Source organism: Pseudomonas sp. ADAK21 (genome assembly GCF_012935735.1).
Lineage (GTDB): Bacteria > Pseudomonadota > Gammaproteobacteria > Pseudomonadales > Pseudomonadaceae > Aquipseudomonas > Aquipseudomonas proteolytica.
Window position 1 is genome coordinate 2,442,219 of sequence record NZ_CP052857.1, and the last position, 24,467, is coordinate 2,466,685.

General features: G+C 61.0%; 19 protein-coding genes and 1 pseudogene. 16 read left to right on the plus strand and 4 right to left on the minus strand.

Annotated elements, in window-relative coordinates:
* Positions 1–15: 15 nt before the first annotated feature.
* The 8 genes from HKK57_RS11065 (at position 16) to hutG (ending at position 9,550) form a co-directional block, all read left to right on the plus strand.
* Positions 16–984, plus strand: a complete 969-nt coding sequence (locus HKK57_RS11065; protein WP_169390160.1) for an ABC transporter substrate-binding protein — start codon at positions 16–18, stop codon at positions 982–984.
* 72 nt (positions 985–1,056) lie between these two features.
* A complete protein-coding gene (locus HKK57_RS11070) occupies positions 1,057–1,908 on the plus strand; it encodes an ABC transporter permease (protein WP_169390161.1) in 852 nt (283 codons plus the stop codon).
* Entirely contained in the window at positions 1,905–2,729 is an 825-nt protein-coding gene (locus HKK57_RS11075; protein WP_050492906.1) for a quaternary amine ABC transporter ATP-binding protein, read from the plus strand. Before HKK57_RS11070 ends, HKK57_RS11075 begins: the two co-directional genes overlap by 4 nt.
* Positions 2,730–2,871: 142 nt before the next feature.
* Positions 2,872–4,395 (plus strand): histidine ammonia-lyase, encoded by a 1,524-nt coding sequence (hutH, locus tag HKK57_RS11080; RefSeq protein WP_029295960.1) that lies wholly within the window; start codon positions 2,872–2,874, stop codon positions 4,393–4,395.
* Between the two features lie 19 nt (positions 4,396–4,414).
* Complete coding sequence (gene hutH / locus HKK57_RS11085) at positions 4,415–5,953, plus strand: histidine ammonia-lyase (protein WP_092232843.1); 1,539 nt, start codon at positions 4,415–4,417, stop codon at positions 5,951–5,953.
* A gap of 157 nt (positions 5,954–6,110) precedes the next feature.
* The gene (locus HKK57_RS11090; protein ID WP_070995908.1) at positions 6,111–7,520 is read left to right on the plus strand and encodes an amino acid permease; all 1,410 of its coding nucleotides are present in this window, start codon (positions 6,111–6,113) and stop codon (positions 7,518–7,520) included.
* Between the two features lie 15 nt (positions 7,521–7,535).
* Positions 7,536–8,741 (plus strand): imidazolonepropionase, encoded by a 1,206-nt coding sequence (gene hutI / locus HKK57_RS11095; protein ID WP_169390162.1) that lies wholly within the window; start codon positions 7,536–7,538, stop codon positions 8,739–8,741.
* An 11-nt stretch (positions 8,742–8,752) separates the two neighbouring features.
* Positions 8,753–9,550: an N-formylglutamate deformylase gene (gene hutG / locus HKK57_RS11100; protein WP_029295966.1), complete on the plus strand. Its 798-nt coding sequence runs from the start codon at positions 8,753–8,755 to the stop codon at positions 9,548–9,550.
* Between the two features lie 55 nt (positions 9,551–9,605).
* Here the strand turns inward: hutG and HKK57_RS11105 are convergent, their stop codons facing one another.
* Positions 9,606–10,085 (minus strand): hypothetical protein, encoded by a 480-nt coding sequence (locus tag HKK57_RS11105; protein WP_070995905.1) that lies wholly within the window; start codon positions 10,083–10,085, stop codon positions 9,606–9,608.
* 374 nt (positions 10,086–10,459) lie between these two features.
* On the opposite strand from HKK57_RS11105, the gene pip reads away from it, so the two are divergent.
* From pip to HKK57_RS11145, 8 genes are all read left to right on the plus strand, one after another.
* Positions 10,460–11,431 carry a prolyl aminopeptidase gene (gene pip, locus HKK57_RS11110; protein WP_029295970.1) on the plus strand — a complete coding sequence of 324 codons (972 nt, stop codon included), beginning with the start codon at positions 10,460–10,462 and terminating at the stop codon, positions 11,429–11,431.
* On the plus strand, positions 11,428–11,865 hold the full coding sequence (gene dtd / locus HKK57_RS11115) for a D-aminoacyl-tRNA deacylase (protein ID WP_169390163.1): 438 nt from the start codon (positions 11,428–11,430) through the stop codon (positions 11,863–11,865). Before pip ends, dtd begins: the two co-directional genes overlap by 4 nt.
* A gap of 267 nt (positions 11,866–12,132) precedes the next feature.
* Complete coding sequence (locus tag HKK57_RS11120) at positions 12,133–13,869, plus strand: glucan biosynthesis protein G (RefSeq protein ID WP_029295974.1); 1,737 nt, start codon at positions 12,133–12,135, stop codon at positions 13,867–13,869.
* Complete coding sequence (mdoH, locus tag HKK57_RS11125) at positions 13,862–16,432, plus strand: glucans biosynthesis glucosyltransferase MdoH (RefSeq protein ID WP_169390164.1); 2,571 nt, start codon at positions 13,862–13,864, stop codon at positions 16,430–16,432. The genes HKK57_RS11120 and mdoH overlap by 8 nt, the downstream gene beginning before the upstream one ends.
* A 229-nt stretch (positions 16,433–16,661) precedes the next feature.
* Positions 16,662–17,462 carry a transporter substrate-binding domain-containing protein gene (locus tag HKK57_RS11130; RefSeq protein WP_104911403.1) on the plus strand — a complete coding sequence of 267 codons (801 nt, stop codon included), beginning with the start codon at positions 16,662–16,664 and terminating at the stop codon, positions 17,460–17,462.
* Positions 17,463–17,684: 222 nt separating this feature from the next.
* Positions 17,685–18,482, plus strand: a complete 798-nt coding sequence (locus HKK57_RS11135) for a transporter substrate-binding domain-containing protein (RefSeq protein ID WP_029295979.1) — start codon at positions 17,685–17,687, stop codon at positions 18,480–18,482.
* Positions 18,483–18,605: 123 nt separating this feature from the next.
* Positions 18,606–19,565 (plus strand): amino acid ABC transporter permease, encoded by a 960-nt coding sequence (locus HKK57_RS11140; protein WP_070995902.1) that lies wholly within the window; start codon positions 18,606–18,608, stop codon positions 19,563–19,565.
* Positions 19,558–20,292 (plus strand): amino acid ABC transporter ATP-binding protein, encoded by a 735-nt coding sequence (locus HKK57_RS11145; protein WP_029295984.1) that lies wholly within the window; start codon positions 19,558–19,560, stop codon positions 20,290–20,292. The genes HKK57_RS11140 and HKK57_RS11145 overlap by 8 nt, the downstream gene beginning before the upstream one ends.
* Positions 20,293–20,307: 15 nt before the next feature.
* Here the strand turns inward: HKK57_RS11145 and HKK57_RS11150 are convergent, their stop codons facing one another.
* The 3 genes and pseudogenes from HKK57_RS11150 to HKK57_RS27295 form a co-directional block, all read right to left on the minus strand.
* Complete coding sequence (locus tag HKK57_RS11150) at positions 20,308–22,215, minus strand: methyl-accepting chemotaxis protein (protein ID WP_169390165.1); 1,908 nt, start codon at positions 22,213–22,215, stop codon at positions 20,308–20,310.
* 187 nt (positions 22,216–22,402) lie between these two features.
* The gene (locus HKK57_RS27290; protein WP_371923394.1) at positions 22,403–23,275 is read right to left on the minus strand and encodes a methyl-accepting chemotaxis protein; all 873 of its coding nucleotides are present in this window, start codon (positions 23,273–23,275) and stop codon (positions 22,403–22,405) included.
* Positions 23,258–24,319: pseudogene (locus HKK57_RS27295) on the minus strand (methyl-accepting chemotaxis protein); the annotation flags it as partial. The gene HKK57_RS27290 and the pseudogene HKK57_RS27295, both read right to left, overlap by 18 nt.
* Positions 24,320–24,467: the final 148 nt, after the last annotated feature.

Below are 24,467 nucleotides of genomic sequence, written 5' to 3' on the forward strand. Positions count from 1 at the left end.
TGGGAGCGTCACACAATGAAAATGCATAAGACCCTGCTGACCCCATTGCTCGCCGCAGGCTTGCTGGCCAGCGCTGGTGCCACCCAGGCGGCCGGCTGGTGCGAGTCAGGCAAACCGGTGAAGTTCGCCGGCCTGAATTGGGAAAGCGGCATGCTGCTGACCGACGTCCTGCAAGTGGTCCTGGAAAAAGGCTACGACTGCAAAACCGATAGCCTGCCGGGCAATTCCATCACCATGGAAAACGCCCTGGGCAGCAACGATATTCAGATCTTCGCCGAGGAGTGGGTCGGCCGCAGCGAAGTGTGGAAGAAAGCCGAGAAGGCCGGCAAAGTCGTCGGCGTCGGCGCCCCCGTGGTCGGCGCGGTTGAAGGTTGGTACGTGCCGCGCTACGTAATCGAAGGCGACGCCAAGCGCAAGCTTGAGGCCAAGGCGCCGGACCTGAAAAGCATTGCCGACCTGGCCAAGTACTCTGCGGTATTCAAGGACCAGGAAGAGCCCGCCAAAGGCCGCTTCTACAACTGCCCAGCCGGCTGGACGTGCGAGCTGGACAACAGCGAAATGCTCAAGAGCTATGGCCTGGAAAGTTCCTACACCAACTTCCGCCCAGGCACCGGCCCGGCGCTGGATGCGGCGGTGCTGTCGAGCTACAAGCGTGGCGAGCCGATCCTGTTCTACTACTGGTCGCCGACGCCGCTGATGGGCCAGGTGGACCTGGTCAAACTCGACGAAAAACCCGGCGTGGACAAAAGCGTGACCATCAAGGTCGGCCTGTCCAAGACCTTCCACGAGCAGGCCCCGGAACTGGTGGCGGTGCTGGAAAAGGTCAACCTGCCGATCGACCTGCTCAACCAGAACCTGGCGCGCATGAGCAAAGAGCGCATTGACTCAGCGAAGCTGGCGAAGATTTTCCTCAAGGAACACCCGGAAGTCTGGCACGCCTGGGTCAGTGAAGACGCAGCCAAGAAAATCGACGCGGCCTTGTAGGCACAGTGCTCCCGGCTACCCTGAAAAGGCAGCCGGACACCCGGCCACACTCCACTGGATCGAGAGCACGCTATGTTTCCTGAGAGTTTTACGTTTTCCATCGCCGACTGGGTCAACGGTTGGGTCGATGGGTTGGTGACCAACTACGGTGATGTGTTCCGGCAGATCTCCGACACCCTGCTGTGGGCCATCGTCAACCTGGAAGGCCTGCTGCGCATGGCGCCCTGGTGGCTGATGCTGGCGATTGTCGGCGGCGTTGCCTGGCACGCTACCCGCAAGGTAGTGACCACGGCGGTAATCGTCGGCCTGCTGTTCCTGGTCGGCGCGGTCGGCCTGTGGGACAAACTGATGCAGACCCTGGCCCTGATGATGGTAGCCACGGTGATTTCGGTGCTGATCGGCATTCCCCTGGGCATTCTCTCGGCGCGCAGCAATCGCCTGCGCTCGGTGCTGATGCCGCTGCTGGACATCATGCAAACCATGCCCAGCTTCGTGTACCTGATCCCGGTATTGATGCTGTTTGGCCTGGGCAAGGTGGCGGCGATTTTTGCCACGGTGATCTACGCCGCGCCGCCGCTGATACGCCTGACCGACCTGGGCATTCGCCAGGTGGACCGCGAAGTGATGGAAGCCATCAATGCCTTCGGCGCCAACCGCTGGCAGCAGCTGTTCGGCGTGCAACTGCCGCTGGCCCTGCCAAGCATCATGGCCGGGATCAACCAGACCACCATGATGGCCCTGTCGATGGTGGTGATCGCCTCGATGATCGGCGCCCGTGGCCTGGGGGAAGACGTACTGGTCGGCATCCAGACCCTCAACGTCGGGCGTGGCCTGGAGGCTGGCCTGGCGATTGTGATTCTCGCAGTGGTCATCGACCGCATTACCCAGGCCTATGGTCGTCCACGGCATGAGGCGAGCAAATGACTACTGTCAGCAAGATCGAAGTTAAAAACGTCTTCAAGATTTTCGGCGCGCGGGAAAAAGAAGCCCTGGCACTTATTGGCCAAGGCCAGACCAAGGACCAGGTGCTGGCGCAGACCGGTTGCGTGGTGGGCGTCAATGACCTGTCCCTGAGCATCGGCACCGGCGAGATCTTTGTGATCATGGGCCTGTCGGGTTCTGGCAAGTCCACGCTGGTGCGCCACTTCAACCGCCTGATCGACCCCACCAGCGGCGCGATCCTGGTGGACGGTGAAGACATTCTGCAACTGGATATGGACGCCTTGCGCCAGTTCCGCCGGCACAAGATCAGCATGGTGTTCCAGAGCTTCGGCCTGTTGCCCCACAAGAGCGTGCTGGACAACGTGGCCTACGGCCTGAAAGTGCGCGGCGAAAGCAAGCCAGTGTGCACCGAGCGCGCGTTGCACTGGATCCAGACCGTGGGCCTGAAGGGCTACGAAAACAAATACCCGCACCAACTGTCGGGCGGCATGCGCCAACGGGTGGGCCTGGCCCGTGCGTTGGCGGCCGACACCGACATCATCCTGATGGACGAGGCGTTCAGCGCCCTCGACCCGCTGATCCGTGCCGAGATGCAGGACCAGTTGCTGGAGCTGCAAAAGACCCTGCACAAGACCATCGTGTTTATCACCCACGACCTGGACGAGGCCGTGCGTATCGGCAACCGCATTGCGATCCTCAAGGACGGCAAGCTGATCCAGGTCGGTACGCCGCGGGAGATTTTGCATTCGCCGGCGGATGAGTATGTGGACCGGTTTGTTCAGCGGCGGGCGGCGGTGGTCTGAGCCAGCAGGTGCAGTGAGGCTGCTGGCCCCATCGCAGGCAAGCCAGCTCCCACATTTGAATGCATTCACAAATCAAAATGTGGGAGCGGGCTTGCCCGCGAAGAGGCCGGCAAGGCTGTAAAAAAATAAAGAAGGTATGAAGATGTCCCAGGCTAAAAAAATCATCATCGCCGACACCCCCCTGCACTGGCAGGACGTGGTCGCCGTCGCTCGCTGGGGCGCTGAGCTTGCGCTGTCGGGCCAGGCCTGGGCACGCATCGACAATGCCCAGGCCATCGTGCAACGCATCGTCACCAGCGGCGAGCGCGCCTATGGCGTCAACACCGGCCTGGGCGCCCTGTGCAATGTGTCGCTCAAGGGCGAGCAACTGAGCCAGTTGTCGCGCAACACCTTGCTTAGCCACGCCTGCGGTGTCGGTGCGCCGCTGAGCAATGAACAGACCCGGGCCATCATCTGCGCCGCCGTCATCAACTACAGCCAGGGCAAGTCCGGCCTGCATCCGCAGGTGGTGCATTCGCTGCTGGCGCTGCTCAACCATGGCATCACCCCGCAAGTACCGTCCCAGGGCTCGGTGGGCTACCTGACCCATATGGCCCATATCGGCATTGCCTTGTTGGGTGTAGGAAATGTTAGTTATCGCGGGCAGATCGTTACCGCCCAGGCCGCCTTGGCCGCCGAAGGCCTGCAGCCCGTGGTGCTTGGCGCCAAGGACGGCCTGAGCCTGGTCAACGGTACGCCGTGCATGAGCGGCCTGAGCTGCCTGGCCCTGGCCGATGCCCACCATTTGCTGCAATGGGCCGATGTGATCGGTGCCATGAGCTTTGAAGCACAGCGCGGGCAGATAGACGCATTCGACGAGCAGGTCATCGCCCTCAAACCGCATCCGGGCATGCAGCAGGTCGCCAGCAACCTGCGGGCCTTGCTCGATGGCAGTGAGGTGATTGCCGCGAGCAAGGGCATTCGCACCCAGGACGCGCTCAGCATCCGTTCGATCCCCCAGGTCCATGGCGCTGCCCGCGATCAACTGGAGCACGCCACCCGGCAGATCGAGACCGAACTCAACGGCGCCACCGACAACCCGTTGTTGCTGGGCACGCCGGACAACTACCGGGTGGTGTCCCAAGCCAACCCCCATGGCCAGTCCGTGGCATTGGCGGCGGATATGCTGGCCATCGCCATGGCGGAAATCGGCGCCATCGCCGAGCGCCGCCTGGACCGCCTGATCAACCCCCACGTCAGCGGCCTGCCAGCATTCCTGGTGAGCAACCCCGGGGTTAACTCGGGGATGATGATCGTGCAGTACGTCGCCGCTTCCCTCTGTGGGCAGAATCGCCAACTGGCGCAGCCGGCGGTGCTCGACAATTTCGTCACCTCGGGCCTGCAGGAAGACCACCTGAGCATGGGCACCAATGCCGCGCTCAAACTGCACGCGGTGCTGGACAACGTCACCCAGATCCTCGCCATCGAATACCTGCTGGCGGCCCAGGCCTTTGAGTTCCTCAAGGAGCAACGCTTCGGCGCCGGCACCCACACCGCCTGGCGCCTGCTGCGCGAGCAGGTCCCGGCCTATGAACAGGACCGCTGGCTGGCGCCGGATATCGCGACCGCCGCCACGCTGCTCAAGAACACCGATTTGCTGAACCACGCTTTACCGAATGTGCACTGAACCCTATTTCAAAAGGAGCATGAATGTGACCGCGCTAAATCTGATTCCAGGCCAACTGAGCCTTGCCCAACTGCGTGACATCTACCAGCAGCCGGTAACCCTCAGTCTGGATGACAGCGCCACGGCGCAGATCGAAGCCAGTGTTGCCTGTGTCGAGCAGATCCTTGCCGAGAACCGCACTGCCTATGGCATCAACACCGGTTTTGGCCTGCTGGCCTCGACCCGTATCGCCAGCGAAGACCTGGAAAACCTCCAGCGTTCCCTGGTGTTGTCCCACGCTGCCGGCGTGGGTGAACCGATCAGCGATGCGCTGGTGCGGTTGGTGATGGTGCTCAAGGTCAACAGCCTGAGCCGGGGTTTCTCCGGGATTCGCCGCAAGGTGATCGACGCGCTTATCGCCCTGATCAACGCCGAGGTCTACCCACATATCCCGCTCAAGGGCTCGGTGGGGGCTTCCGGTGACCTGGCGCCGCTGGCCCATATGTCCCTGGTGCTGCTGGGCGAAGGCAAGGCCCGTTACAAAGGGCAATGGCTGGAGGCCACTGAGGCGCTGAAAGTCGCCGGCCTCACGCCTCTGACCCTGGCGGCCAAGGAAGGCCTGGCGCTGCTCAACGGCACCCAGGTTTCCACCGCCTACGCCCTGCGCGGTCTGTTTGAAGGCGAAGACCTGTTTGCCGCCGCCATCGCCTGCGGTGGCCTGACCGTCGAAGCCGTGCTGGGCTCGCGCTCGCCGTTCGACGCGCGCATTCATGCGGCCCGTGGCCAGCGTGGGCAGATTGACTCGGCGGCCGCGTATCGCGACCTGCTCGGCGACAGCAGCCAGGTGTCCCAGTCCCACCAGAACTGCGACAAGGTGCAAGACCCGTACTCCCTGCGCTGCCAGCCACAAGTCATGGGCGCCTGCCTGACCCAGTTCCGCCAGGCGGCCGAGGTGTTGGTGGTCGAAGCCAACGCAGTGTCGGATAACCCGCTGGTATTTGCCGCCGAGGGTGATGTGATCTCCGGCGGTAACTTCCACGCCGAACCGGTGGCGATGGCTGCTGACAACATGGCCCTGGCCATCGCTGAAATCGGCTCCCTCAGCGAGCGCCGTATTTCGTTGATGATGGATAAGCACATGTCGCAACTGCCGCCATTTTTGGTGGGCAACGGCGGGGTGAACTCCGGGTTCATGATCGCCCAGGTGACTGCTGCGGCCTTGGCCAGTGAGAACAAGGCGCTGTCCCATCCCCATAGCGTCGACAGCCTGCCGACGTCGGCCAACCAGGAAGACCACGTCTCCATGGCCCCGGCTGCTGGCAAGCGCCTGTGGGAAATGGCTGAAAACACCCGTGGCATTCTCGCGGTGGAATGGCTGGCCGCGTGCCAGGGCCTGGACCTGCGCGATGGCTTGAAAACCTCGCCGAAGCTGGAACAGGCCCGTGGGATCCTGCGCGCCAAAGTAGGGTTCTATGACAAGGACCGCTTCTTCGCCCCGGACATCAATGCCGCCAGTGAGCTGTTGGCCAGCCGCTGCCTGAATGAGCTGGTACCCGCCAAGTTGCTACCAAGCCTCTAAACACAAGGCCCCCTGTAGGAGCGAGCTTGCTCGCGAAACTCGTTAACGATGACGCGGAAAACCTGACACCCCATGGCGTTCTCAGGTTTTTCGCGAGCAAGCTCGCTCCTACATAGGGGAGCGTTTTTCCCTGCATAACAATAATTAGGGACGAGAAATGCACCAGCAAGCACAAGGTCTCAAACGCGGACTGACCGCCCGCCATATTCGCTTCATGGCACTGGGGTCGGCCATCGGCACCGGGCTGTTCTACGGCTCCGCCTCGGCCATCCAGATGGCCGGCCCGGCGGTGTTGCTGGCCTACCTGATCGGTGGCGCTGCGGTGTTCATGGTAATGCGCGCCCTCGGTGAAATGGCCGTGCACAATCCGGTGTCCGGCTCCTTCGGCCAGTACGCCAGCACCTACCTGGGCCCGATGGCCGGCTTTATCCTCGGCTGGACCTACGCCTTCGAGATGATCATCGTCTGCCTGGCGGACGTCACGGCCTTCGGCATCTACATGGGCTTCTGGTTTCCCGAAGTCGCACGCTGGGTCTGGGTGCTCGGCATTGTCCTGCTGATCGGCGGGCTGAACCTGTGCAACGTCAAGGTGTTTGGCGAGATGGAATTCTGGCTGTCGCTGCTCAAGGTCGGCGCGATTGTCGCGATGATCCTCGGTGGCTTCGGCATCATGCTGTTCGGCGTGCATTCGGCCGGTGACGCGCCAGCCAGTGGGTTGAGCAATCTGTGGGCCCATGGCGGCTTCATGCCCAATGGCGTGGGCGGCCTGATCGCTTCGTTTGCGGTGGTGATGTTTGCCTTTGGCGGCATCGAAATCATTGGCATCACTGCGGGTGAAGCCAAGGACCCGCAACGGGTAATCCCCAAGGCGATCAACGCGGTGCCGCTGCGTATCCTGCTGTTCTATGTGCTGACCCTGTTTGTGCTGATGGCCATCTACCCATGGCCGCAGATCGGCAGCCAGGGCAGCCCGTTCGTGCAGATCTTCAGCAACCTGGGGATTGGCTCGGCGGCGACTATCCTCAATATCGTGGTGATCTCGGCGGCGGTCTCGGCCATCAACAGTGACATCTTCGGCGCAGGCCGCATGATGTACGGCCTGGCCCAGCAAGGGCAGGCACCCAAGGGCTTTGCGCAACTGTCGCGCCACGGTGTGCCGTGGATGACCGTGGTGGTGATGGGCGCTGCGCTGTTGGGCGGCGTGGTATTGAACTACCTGATCCCGGAAAACGTGTTCCTGGTGATTGCCTCGATTGCCACCTTCGCCACCGTCTGGGTATGGCTGATGATCCTGGTCACGCAGGTGGCAATGCGCCGCTCAATGAGCAAGGAACAGATCGCCGAACTGAAATTCCCGGTACCGTTCTGGCCCTATGCGCCGGCGGCGGCCATTGTCTTCATGCTGTTTATTTTTGGCGTACTGGGCTACTTCCCGGACACCCAGGCCGCGCTGCTGGTGGGTGCCGCATGGATTGTGCTGCTGGTCGTCGCCTACCTGCTGTGGGTCAAGCCTGCAGCCGGGCAAGCGGCCAAGGTCCATTACGACCCGGCTTTGTCTCATCGATAACTTAGGGAGGCGTTGATGAAAACGCTTTGGCAACACTGCCACATCGCAACCATGGCTCAGGGCGAGTACTCGATCATCGAGGATGGCGCGATGGTCACGGCCGGCACGCTGATCGAGTGGATCGGCCCACGGGCCGAGCTGCCCAGTGGCGACTACGGGCAGACCCATGACCTGCAGGGGGCATGGGTCACGCCGGGGCTGATCGACTGCCATACCCACACGGTATTTGGCGGCAACCGCAGCGGTGAGTTCGAGCAGCGCTTGCAGGGCGTGAGCTACGCCGAGATCGCCGCGGCCGGTGGCGGCATTGCCAGCACCGTGCGCGCCACCCGTGCGGCGACCGAAGACGAGCTGTTCGACAGCAGCCGCAAGCGCCTGCGCAGTTTGCTGCGCGATGGCGTGACCACCGTGGAGATCAAGTCCGGCTACGGCCTGGACCTGGCCAACGAGCGCAAGATGCTGCGGGTGGCCCGGCGCCTGGGCCGGGAGTTGCCGGTCAGCGTGCGTGCCACGTGCCTGGCGGCCCATGCGTTGCCGCCGGAGTACAAGGACCGTGCCGACGACTACATCGAGCATATCTGCAACGAAATGCTGCCAGCCCTGGCCGCTGAAGGTTTGGTGGATGCCGTGGATGCGTTCTGCGAATACCTGGCGTTTTCCACCGAGCAGGTCGAGCGTGTGTTCAAGGTTGCCCAGCGTTTGGGCTTGCCGGTAAAGCTGCACGCCGAGCAATTGTCGTCCCTGCACGGCTCCAGCCTGGCGGCGCGGTATCAGGCGCTGTCGGCGGACCACCTGGAATTCATGACCGAAGAAGATGCCATCGCCATGGCCGCCTCCGGCACTGTCGCCGTGCTATTGCCGGGGGCGTTCTATTTCCTGCGTGAAACCCAGTTGCCTGCGATGGATGCCTTGCGCAAGCACGGGGTGAAGATCGCGATTGCCAGCGACCTCAACCCCGGCACTTCACCGGCCCTGTCATTACGGCTGATGTTGAACATGGCCTGCACCTTGTTCCGCATGACCCCGGAAGAAGCCCTGGCCGGCGCCACCCGGCATGCCGCCACGGCGCTGGGCATGGGTGACACCCACGGCTCGCTGGAAGTGGGCAAGATGGCGGACTTTGTCGCCTGGCAGATCGATCGCCCCGCCGACCTGGCCTACTGGCTGGGCGGCGAGCTGGATAAACGCGTCGTGCGCCATGGCGTCGACGTCACTGTGTAAGGAGTAGCGTTGTGGACAAGGTTCTGAACTTCAAACAAGGCAGCACCCCGCTGCTGATCAGCATGCCCCATGCCGGCCTGCGCCTGACGCCTGCGGTGGCGGCGGGCTTGATCCCCGAGGCACAAAGCCTGCCGGATACCGACTGGCATATCCCCACGCTGTACGATTTTGCGGCAGAGCTGGGGGCCAGCACCCTGGCGGCCGAGTATTCGCGGTTTGTGATCGACCTGAACCGGCCATCTGACGACAAGCCGCTGTATGCCGGCGCGACCACGGGCCTGTTTCCAGCGACGTTGTTTGATGGCGTGCCGTTGTTCAGCGAAGGCAAGGAGCCGTCGAAAGAGGAACGGGCGACCTACCTGGAGCAGATCTGGACGCCCTATCACCAGACCCTGCAGCACGAACTGGCGCGGCTCAAGGCCGAATTCGGCTACGCATTGCTGTTCGATGCGCATTCTATCCGCTCAGTCATCCCGCACCTGTTCGACGGCAAGTTGCCGGACTTCAACCTCGGCACGTTCAACGGTGCCGCCTGCGATCCCGGGTTGGCCAGCCAGTTGGAAGCGATCTGCGCGGCGCACCCGCAATACAGCCATGTGCTGAACGGGCGTTTCAAGGGCGGGCACATCACCCGGCACTACGGCAACCCGGCGCAGGCTATCCATGCGGTGCAACTGGAGTTGGGGCAGTGCACGTATATGGAGGAGTTCGAGCCGTTTCGTTATCGGGCTGACCTGGCCGAGCCGACGCGGGTGGTATTGAAGGCGTTGTTGGAAGGTGTTTTGGCTTGGGGTCGCAAGCAGTATTGAAATGGGATCGGTGCGATTTCGAATCTGGAAATCGCACCGGTATTCATCCTGACCGTTAGATAGTGTGAGCACCACGATTTAATATGTGAAAATAACCATTTACTTTAAAAGGCTGATTGTTGTTATCTATTGAAGTGAAACCGAAGTTGCCTTCTGCTTGGCTGGGGTCGGTACTCCATTTGTATTTTATAGAGCCCTCTTTACCGAGGTAGGTTAGCTCGGTTGATTTTTTTGTTTCGTAGTCGATGTTTATAATTTTAAAATAGCTTGCACTGTTGATCTTCAGCTCTGCAGACGCGGCGGGTGATAGGTCAACCTCTGCGGCTAAAGAACTCTTAGGCAAGATGATATGAATGGCTCGTATCTCATGGGGCCTTTGGCCTTTCTCAAAAATGTCCTGAAAAGCCATTATTGTCCAGCACTCAACGCCTGAGTTGTCTTTTCCCGCAATAATATTAACTTTGTTGGCGACAAAGTTTTCCGTGCTGTTTGCATATTCCACAAGCGCTTTGAATTCTTCGGGTGGGACAGTCATGATATTCCTCCAGTTATCAGTGCAGCAATGTGCTGCGTGCTTTAATTGAAAGCTCTACATGGCGTTGTATCTACTGTTGAAGTTGACAGTTCTTTAGACTGTTTGGCGATTTGAATAAGATAGGTTATTAGAGTTGTAGTGAAAGCTGCGTACTGGAAAGGGGCCGCATTTTAGTCAGGTTGCGGTGGTGTAAATTTTAACTTTCAGGCAGGGTCGCCTGTGCGATTGGCTGTTTGGCTGCCTCCGCAAGGTTCTACTGACACAGATCCAGGCCTTCGAGGGCATGCTCATTGCACAATTCGGGTTTATGATGCCAGACGGCAAAATAATAGACGTCCCCCCAGGGATGGACCCGACCCCTTACGGAGCGCGCAATGCAGACTTTGTTCCCGCAGATCAAACCCTACGCCCGGCACGATCTGGCCGTCGATGAAACCCACACGCTGTATGTCGACGAAAGTGGTTCCCCGCAAGGTTTGCCCGTAGTTTTCATCCACGGCGGCCCCGGCGCCGGCTGCGATGCCAACAGCCGCTGCTATTTCGATCCCAACCTGTACCGTATCGTCACCTTTGACCAGCGCGGTTGCGGGCGCTCCACGCCACGGGCCAACCTGGAAAACAACACCACGTGGGATCTGGTCGCTGACCTTGAGCGCATTCGCGAGCACCTGGGCATTGAAAAGTGGGTGCTGTTCGGCGGCTCCTGGGGCTCGACCCTGGCCCTGGCCTATGCGCAAACCCACCCCGAGCGTGTGCTTGGCCTGATCGTGCGCGGCATCTTCCTGGCCCGCCCCCAGGATATCCAGTGGTTCTACCAGGCCGGCGCGAGCCGTCTGTTCCCCGATTACTGGCAGGACTACATCGCGCCAATCCCTGTGGAAGAACGCCACGACATGATCAGCGCTTACCACAAGCGCCTGACCGGCAACGACCAGATCGCCCAGATGCATGCCGCCAAGGCCTGGTCCACCTGGGAAGGCCGCATGTTGGGCCTGTGCCCCAACCCGCAGTTGATCGAGCGTTTTTCCGAGCCCCAGCGCGCCTTGTCGATTGCGCGTATCGAGTGCCACTACTTCACCCATAACTCCTTCCTGGAGCCCGACCAGCTGATTCGCGACATGCACAAGATCGCTCACCTGCCGGGCGTCATCGTGCATGGCCGCTACGATATGATCTGCCCGCTGGACAATGCCTGGGAATTGCATCAAGCCTGGCCGAACAGCGAATTGCAGGTGATCCGCGAGGCGGGTCATTCTGCCGCCGAGCCTGGAATCACCGATGCGCTGGTGCGAGCCACGAACGAGATGGCACGGCGCCTGCTTGATCTGCCGCCAGAAGAAGCATGAAGGGGCTTTTACAACGGGTGCGCGGCGCCCGGGTCGAAGTGGCAGGCGAAGTGGTGGGGGCGATAGACCAGGGTTTGCTGGTGCTGGTGGCCGTCGAACCTTCAGATACAGCGGCCAGTGCCGACAAGCTGTTGCATAAGCTGCTTAACTATCGGGTGTTCAGTGACGACGACGGCAAGATGAACCTGTCGTTGAAGGATATTGGCGGTGGTTTGCTGCTGGTGTCCCAGTTCACCCTGGCGGCCGATACCAAGAGTGGCCTGCGTCCCAGCTTCTCCACGGCGGCGCCTCCGGCGTTGGGCGAGGCGCTTTTTGGGTACTTGCTGCTACAAGCGCAACAATTGCATGGCACGGTGGCATCGGGGCGTTTTGGCGCGGATATGCAGGTACATCTGGTCAATGACGGGCCGGTCACCTTCCTTTTGCAGACCTGATTGTATGAAAAACGACTTTTAATGCGCAAAAACCCAAGTTTTCGCTACAAATACTTCGCTGCCCCTGCTGCGTTATCTCACGGGCTACTAGATAATCGCGCGCTACGGGGATCAGCGTAAATTGGTCCAATTTTGATTTAGGTAGAGACTTGTCCGCTCGCCCTTGGGGAATCATTTAGCCCCATCGGAGTCGGAACAATGCTCGCCAACCTGGCATATAGATAGCTGGCCGTTGGTTTTTTGATCTGTTTTCGGCGAGGGTTGCTCGTGATTGTTAGTCCCTGTAATGCACCAAAATTGTCTGCTAAACGGTTACGAAACGCACTGGTGACGGGCTCCGCCCTGTTTTGCCTGTTCGGCGCGGGTCAACTGTGGGCATTCAGTCTGGACGATGTGTCGGCCAAGGCAAAAGAGCTGGCCGGGCAGAAGTACGAAGCCCCGCGCAGCAATCTGCCGAACGAATTCCGCGAAATGAAATTCGCTGACTACCAGAAAATTCGTTTCCGCAATGAAAAAGCCGAGTGGGCCGATCAGAAAACCCCGTTCAAGCTGTCGTTCTATCACCAGGGCATGCACTTCGACACGCCGGTGAAGATCAACGAAATCACCGCGACCGACGTCCAGGAAATCAAGTACGACCCGACTCGTTTCGATTTCGGCGACGTCACGTTTGATCCCAAAGCCACCGATCAGCTGGGTTATGCCGGCTTTCGCGTGCTGTACCCGATCAACAAGGACGATAAGCAAGACGAAATCATGACCATGCTCGGCGCCAGCTACTTCCGCGTCGTGGGCAAGGACCAGGTCTATGGCCTGTCCGCCCGTGGCATGGCGATCGATACCGCGCTGCCGTCCGGCGAAGAGTTCCCGCGTTTCACCGAATTCTGGATTGAGCGTCCAAAACCGGGTGACAAGCACCTGGTGATCTTTGCCTTGCTGGATTCGCCACGGGCCACTGGCGCCTATCGCCTGATCCTGCGCCCGGGTACCGACACCATTGTTGACGTCAAGTCGCAGATGTTCCTGCGCGACAAGGTCAGCAAACTGGGGGTTGCCCCGTTGACCAGCATGTTCCTGTTCGGCGCGAACCAGCCGTCCAAAGTGCTCAACTACCGTCGTGAACTGCACGATTCCAGCGGTCTGTCGATCCATGCCGGCAACGGCGAGTGGATCTGGCGCCCGCTGAACAACCCAAAACACCTGTCGGTCAGCAACTTCTCGGTAGAAAACCCGCGTGGTTTCGGCCTGTTGCAGCGCGGTCGCAACTTCAGCCAGTACGAAGACCTCGACGACAACTACGACAAGCGCCCAAGCGCCTGGATCGAGCCTGAAGGCGACTGGGGCAAGGGTTCCGTCGACCTGGTAGAGATTCCCACAGCCGACGAGACCAACGACAACATCGTTGCGTTCTGGAGCCCTGCCGAGCTGCCCAAGCCGGGTGAGCCGCTGGATATCGCCTACCGCCTGCACTGGACTCTCAACGACGCACCGTTCCACTCGCCAGACAGCGCCTGGGTCAAGCAGACCCTGCGTTCGACCGGTGACGTGAAGCAATCGAACCTGATCCGCCAGCCAGACGGCAGCGTGGCCTATCTGGTGGACTTCGAAGGCCCGTCCCTCAAGGCCTTGAAGCCCGATGCGGCAGTGCGCAGCCAGGTCAGCGTCGGCGAAAACGGCGAAGTCGTGGAAAACAGCGTGCGCTACAACCCGCACACCAAAGGCTGGCGCCTGACCCTGCGCTTGAAGATCAAGGACGCAGGCAAGCCGACCGAAATGCGTGCGGCCCTGGTCCAGGACATCGTCAAGCCTGAGCCAGAGCAGGCTTCCACCCAAGTCCTGAAGGCTGACAAAGTCCTGGCCAAGCAACACGAGAAACAGGCCAAGAAAGATGCCAAGGACAAGCAAGACAAGCAGCCAGAAGCTGCCCCAGCCACCCCGGAACCGGTCAAGACAGAACAAGTCCTGACTGAAACCTGGAGCAATCAGTTGCCTGCCGATGAGTAACTCCCAAGTCCAGCCAGAGACTCTTGCCGAGTATCTGGCGCATCTTCCGATGACCGACGAGCAGCGCGCCGAACTGGCGGGCTGCAAGTCCTTCTCCGAACTGCACGAGCGCCTGTCGTCGTCGACCTTTGACGCACCGGTGGACGCCGCGCAGGCGTCGGTTGGCCGCCGCTTGACCCTCAACACGGCCGAAGAGCTCGAAGACGCCGAAATGCTGGTGCTCGACGCCGCAGGTCGGGTTTGCCTCAAGGCCACGCCGCCGATCCGCCGTACCAGGGTGGTGCCCGAGCCTTGGCGCACCAATATCCTGGTGCGCGGCTGGCGCCGGCTGACCGGCCGCAGCAACCCGCCTGCGCCGCCCAAAGACGAACGCGTGCTGCCGGCTGCGCGCTGGCGCACGGTCGGTTCGATCCGCCGCTATATCCTGCTGGTGCTGATGCTCGGCCAGACGATTGTGGCCGGCTGGTACATGAAAGGCATCATGCCTTACCAGGGCTGGTCCTTCGTCGACTTTGACGAGGTACGCAACCAGACCCTGCTGCAAACGGCCACCCAGGTACTGCCATACGCGCTGCAAACCAGCATCCTGATTATGTTCGGGATCTTGTTCTGCTGGGTTTCGGCAGGTTTCTGGACCGCGCTGATGGGCTTCCTCGAGCTGCTCACCGGTCACGACAAGTACCGCATCTCCGGCAAAAGCGCCGGCGACGAGCCGATCCCGAAAGAAGCCCGTACCGCGCTGGTCATGCCGATCTGCAACGAAGACGTGCCGCGGGTTTTTGCCGGCCTGCGCGCGACCTTCGAGTCGGTAGCTGCTACCGGTGACCTGGATCGTTTCGACTTCTTCGTGCTCAGCGACAGTAACGACGCCGATATCTGCATCGCCGAACAGCAAGCCTGGCTCGACGTCTGCCGCGAAGCCGGTGGCTTTGGCAAGATCTTCTATCGCCGCCGTCGCCGTCGCGTCAAACGCAAGAGCGGTAACCTCGACGACTTCTGCCGTCGCTGGGGCGGTGACTACAAGTACATGGTGGTCCTCGACGCCGACAGCGTGATGAGCGGCGAATGCCTGACCAGCCTGGTGCGCCTGATGGAAGCCACGCCGGACGCCGGGATCATCCAGACCGCGCCACGGGCTTCGGGCATGGACACCCTGTATGCGCGCATGCAGCAGTTCGCCACCCGCGTCTATGGCCCGCTGTTCACCGCCGGCCTGCACTTCTGGCAGTTGGGTGAATCCCACTACTGGGGCCACAACGCCATTATCCGCATGAAGCCGTTTATCGAGCATTGCGCCCTGGCGCCATTGCCAGGTAAAGGTGCGTTCGCTGGCTCCATCCTGTCCCACGACTTTGTTGAAGCAGCGCTGATGCGCCGTGCCGGCTGGGGCGTGTGGATTGCCTATGACCTGCCCGGCAGCTACGAAGAATTGCCGCCCAACCTGCTGGACGAACTCAAGCGTGACCGTCGCTGGTGCCACGGTAACCTGATGAACTTCCGCCTGTTCCTGGTCAAGGGCATGCACCCGGTACACCGCGCGGTGTTCCTCACCGGCGTGATGTCCTACCTGTCGGCGCCGTTGTGGTTCCTGTTCCTGGTGCTGTCCACGGCCCTGCTGGCGGTCAACACCCTGATGGAGCCGCAGTACTTCATGGCGCCACGCCAGTTGTACCCGCTGTGGCCGCAATGGCACCCGGACAAGGCGGTGGCACTGTTCTCCACCACCATCGTGCTGCTGTTCCTGCCCAAGTTGCTGAGCATCATCCTGATCTGGGCCAAGGGCGCGAAAGAGTTCGGTGGCAAGTTCAAGGTGACCTTGTCGATGCTGCTGGAGATGTTGTTCTCCATGCTGCTGGCGCCGGTACGGATGATTTTCCACACCCGCTTTGTACTCGCCGCGTTCCTCGGCTGGGCTGCGACCTGGAATTCGCCGCAACGTGACGACGACTCCACCCCATGGAGCGAGGCGGTCAAGCGCCACGGCCCACAGACCTTGCTGGGCTTCTTCTGGGCCCTGCTGGTGGTGTGGTTGAACCCTAGCTTCCTGTGGTGGTTGGTGCCGATTGTCGGTTCGTTGATGCTGTCGATCCCGGTCTCGGTGATCTCCAGCCGGGTCAAGCTGGGCCTCAAGTCTCGCGATGAAAGCCTGTTCCTGATCCCCGAGGAATACAATCCGCCGCAGGCGCTGCTGTCGACCGACCTCTACACCCACGAAAACCGTTGGCATGCACTCAACGACGGTTTTGTACGGGCAGTGGTCGATCCGCAACAGAACGCCCTGGCCTGCGCCCTGGCAACCTCGCGCCATGGTCAGGCGGAGCCGATTGAGTGGCTGCGTACCGATCGCGTGCGCCATGCGTTGAAAGTCGGCCCGGCTGGGCTGACCAACAACGAGCGCGTAGCCTTGCTCAGCGACCCGGTGGCCCTGGCTCGCTTGCATGAGCAGGTCTGGAGCGAAGGGCACGCCGAATGGCTTGGCGCTTGGCGCGAGTCGGTCAAGGCCGACCCGCATGCGCCGTTGCTGCCGCTCAAACCGCTGTCCTCTCAGGTGCAACCTGCCTGATTCAGACGCCCCCGAGACCTGTCTCGGGGGCGCTTGATACGCCCGTCCTACAGCGCTTGTCGCTCGTGTCTCAACCTTCTAACTTCGATACAAAAGACCCTGGCTCAAGGCGTATTGCCGTGCCTGCCAGTGGGTTAGGATCGCCCCCCAAATCTGAATAGACCGCCTCTGGTTTGCGCTGAATCCGCAACGCCCGGTGCGCGGCTGCTTAATGAAAAAGGGGCTTTTCATGGTCAAGGGTTACTGGTCGATACTGCTGCTGGGCTTTATCGCGTTTCTGCAGGTGCAGGTGGCACAGGCAGGCGCCATCGATGAGGCCGTGCGGCGCGGGGTACTGAAAGTGGGGACCGACCCCAACTACGTGCCCTTTGAAATGACCGACAAGCACGGGCGTGTGATTGGCTTTGAAGCCGACCTGCTCGAAGAGATGAGCAATGCCCTGGGGGTGACGCTGGAATGGGTCCCGGTGGCCTACACCGAACTGATCCCTGGCCTGCTGGCCGGCCGCTTCGACCTGATCGGCAGCGGCATGACCGTGACCCAGGAGCGCAACCTGCAACTCAACTTCAGTGATTCGTTCATCATTGTCGGCCAGACCGTCCTGCTCCACCCGCGCCTGGCCGGCAAGGTCGGCAGCATTGAAGACTTGAACGAAGCCGGCTATCGCATTGCTGCCGCAGACGGCACCACCGGCGAAGCCGCGGCGCGTCGCTTCCTGGGGGCTGCACAGCTGCGCAGCTTTGCCACGGCGGAGGAAGGCGTACGTCAGGTGGTCAGCGGCGAGGTGGATGCGTTTATCCACGATGCGCCCTATAACCTGATTGCCCTGGCCAAGCCGCAAAACCACGGGCTGCTGGCCCTGGAACAGCCTTTTACCTATGAACCCCTGGCGTTTGGGGTGAAGAAGGGCGATTACGACAGCCTGAACTGGATCAATCACTTCCTGAATCAGATTGCCCAGGACGGCACCTACGATCGGCTGCATGACAAGTGGTTCCGGGACACGGACTGGTTGTCGGAGATCGAATGATGGTCACAACTGCTTACATAAGTTCTAGAGCCTGGCCCCCTGTGGCAAACCGTCTAACTGCGCTTTTCTCCGGGGTTTTGTGGGGTTTTTCTGTCATATCCGCCAACAAATCCCGGCTAGACCTTTGTGCCGGTGGGCGAGTGGGTTAGCATCGCTCCCCGAAGAAATAGTGCGGCCGTGCTAAGGCCTGCATCAAAATAAAATGAGTCAGGGGACTTGGTGATGAAAAAGTATCTTTCGATGCTCATGCTCGGTGTTACAGCCTTGCTGGCAGTCAATACGGCCCAGGCCGGTGCGATTGACGACGCGGTCAAGCGCGGCACCTTGAAAGTCGGTATGGATCCGACCTACATGCCGTTCGAGATGACCAACAAACGCGGCGAAATCATTGGTTTCGAAGTTGACCTGCTCAAGGCGATGGCCAAGTCCATGGGGGTCAAGCTGGAACTGGTCTCCACCGGTTACGACGGCATTATCCCGGCCTTCCTGACCGGCAAGTTCGACATGATCGGCAGCGGCATGACCCTGACCCAGGAGCGTAACCTGCGCCTGAACTTCAGCGAACCGTTCATCGTGGTGGGCCAGACCCTGCTGATCCGCAAGGACCTGGAAGGCACCATCAAGTCCTATAAAGACCTGAATGACGAGAAATACCGCCTGACCTCCAAGCTCGGTACCACCGGCGAGATGGTGGCCAAGAAGCTGATCTCCAAGGCTAAGTACCACGGCTACGACAACGAGCAGGAAGGTGTGCTTGATGTGGTCAACGGCAAGGCCGACGCCTTTGTCTACGACGCGCCGTACAACGTGGTTGCCGAGAAAAAAGTCGGCAATGGCAAGCTGGTGTACCTCGAAGAACCCTTCACCTACGAGCCTCTGGCATTTGGCCTGAAGAAGGGCGACTACGACAGCATCAACTTCATCAACAACTTCCTGCACCAGATCAAGCACGACGGCACCTACGATCGCATCCATGACAAGTGGTTCAAGAGCTCCGAGTGGCTCAAGGACATGGAATAAGCTAGAAATCGCGTCGCGCCCATCGCGGGCAAGCCCGCTCCCACAGTTGGAGTGCATTCCAAGGTGGGAGCGGGCTTGCCCGCGATGGCGGCCTGACAGCCGATACACATCCCGGAACCCGCAATGAAACAGAAAAAAGCCCAATGGCCCTGGCACCTGCTGACCGTGCTGGTGCTGGTCGGCCTGGCCGGCGCGTTGTACTACGCCACCTCGCTGATGTCCTACGAATGGCGCTGGAACCGCGTGCCGCAATACTTCGCCTACCAGGCTGAAGAGTCCAAGCGGGCGGCGGATATTTCCACCGTGGTCGAGTTGGTACGCAAGGGCGACGTTGCTGAAGTTACCTTGCGCAACGACGCCGGCGCCGAGCAGCACCTGACGGTGGCCGAAAACAGCCTGCAAGTGGCCCGTGGCGACGATGTGGCCGAAGGCGATGTGATCGGTGTGACCCGACATTGGGCGCTGGGCCCGTTGATGTGGGGGTTGTGGACCACCCTGTGGCTGTCGCTGGTCTCGGGGGTATTGGGCTTGTTGATTGGCCTGGCGACGGGCCTGTGTCGTTTGTCGAATAACCCGACCCTACGCGATCTGTCGACGATCTACGTCGAACTGGTACGCGGCACGCCGCTATTGGTGCAGATCTTCATTTTCTACTTCTTCATCGGCACGGTACTGAACCTGTCCCGTGAGTTCGCCGGTATTGCTGCGCTGTCGCTGTTTACCGGCGCCTACGTGGCGGAAATCGTGCGTGCCGGTGTGCAGTCGATTGCCCGTGGCCAAGGCGAAGCGGCCCGGTCCCTGGGTTTGAGCGCCAGCCAGTCGATGCGCCACGTGGTGTTGCCGCAGGCCTTCAAACGCGTGCTGCCGCCGTTGGCCGGGCAGTTTATCAGCCTGGTCAAGGACACCTCGCTGGTCTCGGTGATCGCCATTACCGAGCTGCTCAAGAGCGGTCGCGAGGTCATAACCACCTCGTTCTCGCCGTTTGAAATCCTGTTCTGTGTCGCAGGCCTGTACCTGCTGATCAACCTGCCGCTGTCGAAAATGGCCAGCCGGCTTGAGCGGAGGCTCGCGCAAAGTGATTGAAGTCCGCGATCTGGTAAAAGTCTTCGACACCCGTGGGCATGTGGTCCGCGCCGTGGATCACGTCACCACCCAGGTGGCCAAGGGCGAAGTGCTGGTAGTAATCGGCCCATCTGGCTCTGGTAAGTCGACGTTCCTGCGCTGCCTCAATGGCCTGGAGGAGTTCGACTCAGGCTCGGTGAGCATCGACGGCTTGCAACTGGCCGACCCCAAGACCGATGTGAACGCCTATCGTCGCGAAGTCGGCATGGTGTTCCAGCACTTCAACCTGTTCCCGCACATGACCGTCCTGGAGAACCTGTGCCTGGCGCAGAAAGTCGTGCGCAAGCGCGGCAAGAAAGAGCGTGAGGCCAAGGCCCTGGCGTTGCTGGAAAAGGTCGGCATTGCACAGAAAGCCAACGAGTTCCCCTCGCGGCTTTCCGGTGGCCAGCAACAGCGTGTGGCGATTGCCCGAGCTTTGGCCATGGAACCCAAGGTCATGTTGTTTGACGAGCCGACTTCGGCGCTGGACCCGGAAATGGTCGGCGAAGTGCTGGATGTCATGAAAACCCTGGCCCTGGAAGGCATGACCATGGTCTGCGTCACCCACGAAATGGGCTTTGCCCGGGAAGTGGCGGATCGGGTGTTGTTTTTCGATCACGGCAAACTGCTGGAAGATGCTGCGCCCGCGCAGTTCTTCGATTCGCCGAAGGATCCACGGGCACAGGCGTTCTTGCGTCAGGTCCTGTAAGTCGCGGGGGCAGGTTCAAACCTTGAACTTGCCCACGCACTTCTGAAGATTGCTGCCCAATCGGGCCAGTTCAATACTTGCCGCCGCTGTCTGTTCGCTGGCCGCGGCGGTTTGTTCCGACACATCCCGCACTTTCAACACGCTGCGATTGATCTCTTCGGCCACCGCACTTTGCTGCTCGGCGGCGGCGGCGATCTGTGGGTTCATTTCCTGGATGAGCAGCACAGTGCGCGCGATTTCCGTCAGGGCATCCCCGGCGTTGCGGGTCAGGCCGACACTGCGATCGGTCAGGGTGCGGCTGTTGTCCATGATATCGGCAACCTGTTGCGTGCCACTGTGCAGCCCGCCAATCAGTTCTTCGATTTCCTCGGCAGATTGCTGGGTGCGTTGGGCAAGGCTGCGCACTTCGTCAGCGACCACGGCAAAGCCTTGGCCGGCTTCCCCGGCGCGGGCGGCTTCGATCGCCGCATTGAGCGCCAGCAGGTTGGTCTGCTGGGACACCGACTTGATCACCTCCAGCACACTGCCGATCTTCTGGCTTTCCCGTTGCAGGCCCAGCATCGCCTGGCTTGAGCGCGCCATCTCGTGGGCGAGGTGTTCAATGTGCGCCACCGCATCTGTCACCACCTGGTCCCCCAGTTCGGTCTGCTGATTGGCCTGGCTGGCGGCAATCGCGGCCTGTTCGGCATGCCGGGCCACTTCCTGGGCGGTGGCGAGCATCTGGTTCATGGCGGTTGCTACCTGCTCGGTTTCGTCGCGCTGATTGCTGACGCCCGCGCGGGTTTGCTCGGTGACGGCCGAAAGCTCTTCGGCGGCGCTGGCGATCTGCCGGGCATTGTCGCTGATGCTGCCGATTAGGCTCCGCAGGTTGAGGGTCATTTGCGCCATGCTGCATTGCAACTGACCCAGTTCATCCCGGCGCCGGGTTTGCACATCGTGGCTCAGGTCTCCATCGGCGATGCGGTTGGCCACGGCCAGCGCCCGGCGTAGCGGTTTTACGATCTGCCCGGCAATCACCCAGGCCGCCAGGGCGCCGAACAGCAAGGCTGCAGCAGTGATGGCAACGGTTTGGGTGCGGGCATTTTCCGCCGCTTGGTTGCGACGCTCGGTCTGGTCCTGACTGAGCAGGTCACTTTGTGCCAACAGTTGGTCCAACTGCTGCTCCAGCAGGTTTTGCGCCTTTTCGGTGTTGAGTTGGGTATCGCGCAGGCGTGTCAGATGGGTGCGGATGCTGAGTACGACATTTTTCAATGCGCCGCTGTCCACCGGTAACTTTTCTACGGCGGCCTGGGCCAGTTCGAGGCTGCGTTGCGCGTCGCTGACGGCCTGGGCATAGGCATCCAGGGAACTGGCGGTCCAGGCCGGGCTTGTGGCGCGGTCTTCGGCCTGTTCGATGGCCAGGCGCAAATCCTCGACGGTATCGAGGGCTTTTTGGTCTTCTTGATCGGGTAGGTCGCTGGCCAATTGGGACAGGGCGTCACCGCTGTCGATTGTGCTTTGCTTCAATTGTTCACGGGCGGTTTCCCGCTGCTTGACCAGTGCCGGTACATCCTTGAGCGTGGTTTTGAACTGACCGGAAATACTGACCATGCTTTGCAGGTATTGGAGCGGCTTGGCTACCTTGACCCGTGTTGTAACCTCGGCCAGATACCCGTCGACCCGCTCTATGGAGAGGCTGAGTTTTTTCAGGCTGGCCTCATCGTCAAGGGTGCGGTAGACGATGCGGTCGGCTCGCAGCTCTTCGCCGGTCACCGCCAGTTGCGCCAGTACGCTCAGGGTCTGCGAACGGTAGAGCGAGGCGGCCAGGGCCTGCCAGCCGGTGAGGGCAATCACCAGGCTCAGGGCCAAGACCAAGGCAAAACCCAGAACCAGTTTGAGGGTGACGCTGGCGTCACCCAGCAGTTGAGTCATTCGACGAAGCATGGTCAACCTCCGGCAAGTGAACAAAGGCGTTCGCTGTACCGGGGCGCCGAAGGGCGTGGACACAGTGAACCCATTTGAACGCTAGTTCCGTTGGGCGCCGGGCGTATGGATCACGGTCTGAAAAGAATGTAGGAAACTTCACAAGCTTTAAGCGGCGACCCGGACGGATCGCCGCGAAGGGCAGGTATCAAACCCGGAAACGGCCGACCAGTGCCTGCAGATGGGTGCCCAGGCGCGCCAGTTCGGTACTGGAGGCGGCGGTCTCTTCACTGGCCGCTGCGGTCTGCTCCGACACGTCACGCACATTCAGCACGCTGCGGTTGATCTCTTCGGCCACCGCGCTCTGTTGCTCGGCGGCGGTGGCGATCTGCTGGTTCATGGCCTGGATCGCCGAAACCGTGCGAGTGATGTTTTCCAGGGCATTGCCGGCCCGGCGGGTCAGCTCGACGCTGCTGTCGGTGAGGCTGCGGCTGTTGTCCATGATGGTCGCCACTTGTTGGGTGCCACTTTGCAGGCCGACGATCAGTTCTTCGATCTCCTCGGTGGATTTCTGCGTGCGTTGCGCCAGGCTGCGCACCTCATCGGCCACCACCGCGAAGCCACGACCGGCTTCCCCGGCGCGTGCGGCTTCAATAGCGGCGTTGAGTGCCAGCAGGTTGGTTTGTTGGGCCACGGACTTGATCACGTCCAGGACGCTGCCGATCTTGTCGCTTTCGCGCTTGAGATGGCCCATGGCCTCGGTGGAGTTGCCGACTTCACCGGCCAGGCGCTCGATCTGGGCGATGGCCTCGCCGACCACTCTGTCACCTTCGCGGGCCTGTTGGTCGGCGGCGACGGCGGCTTCGGAAGCCTCTTCGGCATTGCGCGCCACTTCCTGCACGGTGGCGGCCATTTCGTTCATGGCGGTGGCGACCTGGTCAGTCTCGACCTTCTGGCTGTTGACCCCGGCGCTGGTCTGCTCGGTAACGGCCGACAATTCTTCGGCAGCACTGGCGATCTGCGTCACGCCGTCGCTGATCCCGCCGATCAAGTCGCGCAGGCCCATGGTCATGCTTTGCATGGCACGTTGCAGTTGGCCCAGTTCGTCCTGGCGTTGCGACACCAGGTCGTGGGTCAGGTCACCGGCAGCGACCCGCTCGGCGACCTTGAGGGTCTGGCTCAGTGGAATCACGATCTGGCGGGTGATCGCCCAGGCCGCCACGATGCCGAAGACCAGCGCCAGGGCGGTGGCGAGCATCAACAGGAACTTGGCCTGTGCAGCGTCGGCGTCGCGGATGATGGTTTGTGAGGCTGTGAGTTTTTTGCTGCGGTCGAACAGCAGGTCGCCTTGTTCAGCCATGGCCTTGAGGGCTGCGGCGCTGGCCACCTGGGAATCACGGAACTGGCTGACTGCCGCGAGGTAGGCCTTGAGGGAGTCGCTGGCCTCTTGCAGGTTGGCGCTGTATTGCTCCGGCAATTGACTGCGCAGGCTGTCGGCGTTTTTCAGGGCGTTGGCGATGGCGTCCAGGGCCGGCTGCTCGGCCTCGACCTTGGCGCTATAGGTGTAGCCACGTACCTGGAAGCGCGCCTGTTGGATCAACTTGCTCAAGTCGATCACGCTGTTGAATTGGCTGACGCTTTCACCTTGCAGCAGGCTCTTTTCGATTTCCGACACGCGGGCGACGGCGTTGTCAGCGGTGGCGCCGAGTTTGCTGCGGGCGTCTTCGCGGCTGGCACCGGCCTGGACCATGGCGCTGAAGGACTGCTTGTACTTGGCGACGGCAGCCAGTTGCTCGTCGATCAAGGCGACATCGGCCGGCTGCTCGATCTGGCTACGCGCAGTCTTGAGGCCGCTGTCGAGTTTTTCCATCAGCTCGTTGACCAGCCCGGGACCCTGTTCGCCACGGCGCATTTCATAGTCCAGGCGGGCCTGGCGCAGGTCTTTGGTCAGTTCATTGAGGCTGGAAATAAAGCCCAGTTTATCGCCCCGGCTGATCACGCCGCTAAGGCCCGTCCAGCCAGTGAAGGTGATCAGAAGCGTGAGGAGCAACACCAGGCCAAAGCCCACGCTCAGCTTGCGATTGACGCTCACATTTCCCAGTTTTTCAGCTAGCCAACGGTGCATGCGGTGAACTCCCCTGAACAAGGCTTGGACTTATCCTGAGGGTATCGGCATGCACGCGCGATTCTGTAGGAGCGAGCTTGCTCGCGAAAATTGTCAACGATAACGGGTACTTGCTAAATGAACGCGCGGCTCTCAAGTTTTTTGCGAG

Excerpts from the sequence above, each read along its gene's own strand:
- HKK57_RS11065 (WP_169390160.1), top strand. The coding sequence starts at position 16 with ATGAAAATGCATAAGACCCTGCTGACCCCATTGCTCGCCGCAGGCTTG.
- HKK57_RS11070 (WP_169390161.1), top strand. The coding sequence starts at position 1,057 with ATGTTTCCTGAGAGTTTTACGTTTTCCATCGCCGACTGGGTCAACGGT.
- HKK57_RS11075 (WP_050492906.1), top strand. The coding sequence starts at position 1,905 with ATGACTACTGTCAGCAAGATCGAAGTTAAAAACGTCTTCAAGATTTTC.
- hutH (WP_029295960.1), top strand. The coding sequence starts at position 2,872 with ATGTCCCAGGCTAAAAAAATCATCATCGCCGACACCCCCCTGCACTGG.
- hutH (WP_092232843.1), top strand. The coding sequence starts at position 4,415 with ATGAATGTGACCGCGCTAAATCTGATTCCAGGCCAACTGAGCCTTGCC.
- HKK57_RS11090 (WP_070995908.1), top strand. The coding sequence starts at position 6,111 with ATGCACCAGCAAGCACAAGGTCTCAAACGCGGACTGACCGCCCGCCAT.
- hutI (WP_169390162.1), top strand. The coding sequence starts at position 7,536 with ATGAAAACGCTTTGGCAACACTGCCACATCGCAACCATGGCTCAGGGC.
- HKK57_RS11105 (WP_070995905.1), bottom strand. The coding sequence starts at position 10,085 with ATGACTGTCCCACCCGAAGAATTCAAAGCGCTTGTGGAATATGCAAAC.
- pip (WP_029295970.1), top strand. The coding sequence starts at position 10,460 with ATGCAGACTTTGTTCCCGCAGATCAAACCCTACGCCCGGCACGATCTG.
- dtd (WP_169390163.1), top strand. The coding sequence starts at position 11,428 with ATGAAGGGGCTTTTACAACGGGTGCGCGGCGCCCGGGTCGAAGTGGCA.
- mdoH (WP_169390164.1), top strand. The coding sequence starts at position 13,862 with ATGAGTAACTCCCAAGTCCAGCCAGAGACTCTTGCCGAGTATCTGGCG.
- HKK57_RS11130 (WP_104911403.1), top strand. The coding sequence starts at position 16,662 with ATGGTCAAGGGTTACTGGTCGATACTGCTGCTGGGCTTTATCGCGTTT.
- HKK57_RS11135 (WP_029295979.1), top strand. The coding sequence starts at position 17,685 with ATGAAAAAGTATCTTTCGATGCTCATGCTCGGTGTTACAGCCTTGCTG.
- HKK57_RS11140 (WP_070995902.1), top strand. The coding sequence starts at position 18,606 with ATGAAACAGAAAAAAGCCCAATGGCCCTGGCACCTGCTGACCGTGCTG.
- HKK57_RS11150 (WP_169390165.1), bottom strand. The coding sequence starts at position 22,215 with ATGCTTCGTCGAATGACTCAACTGCTGGGTGACGCCAGCGTCACCCTC.
- HKK57_RS27290 (WP_371923394.1), bottom strand. The coding sequence starts at position 23,275 with ATGCAAAGCATGACCATGGGCCTGCGCGACTTGATCGGCGGGATCAGC.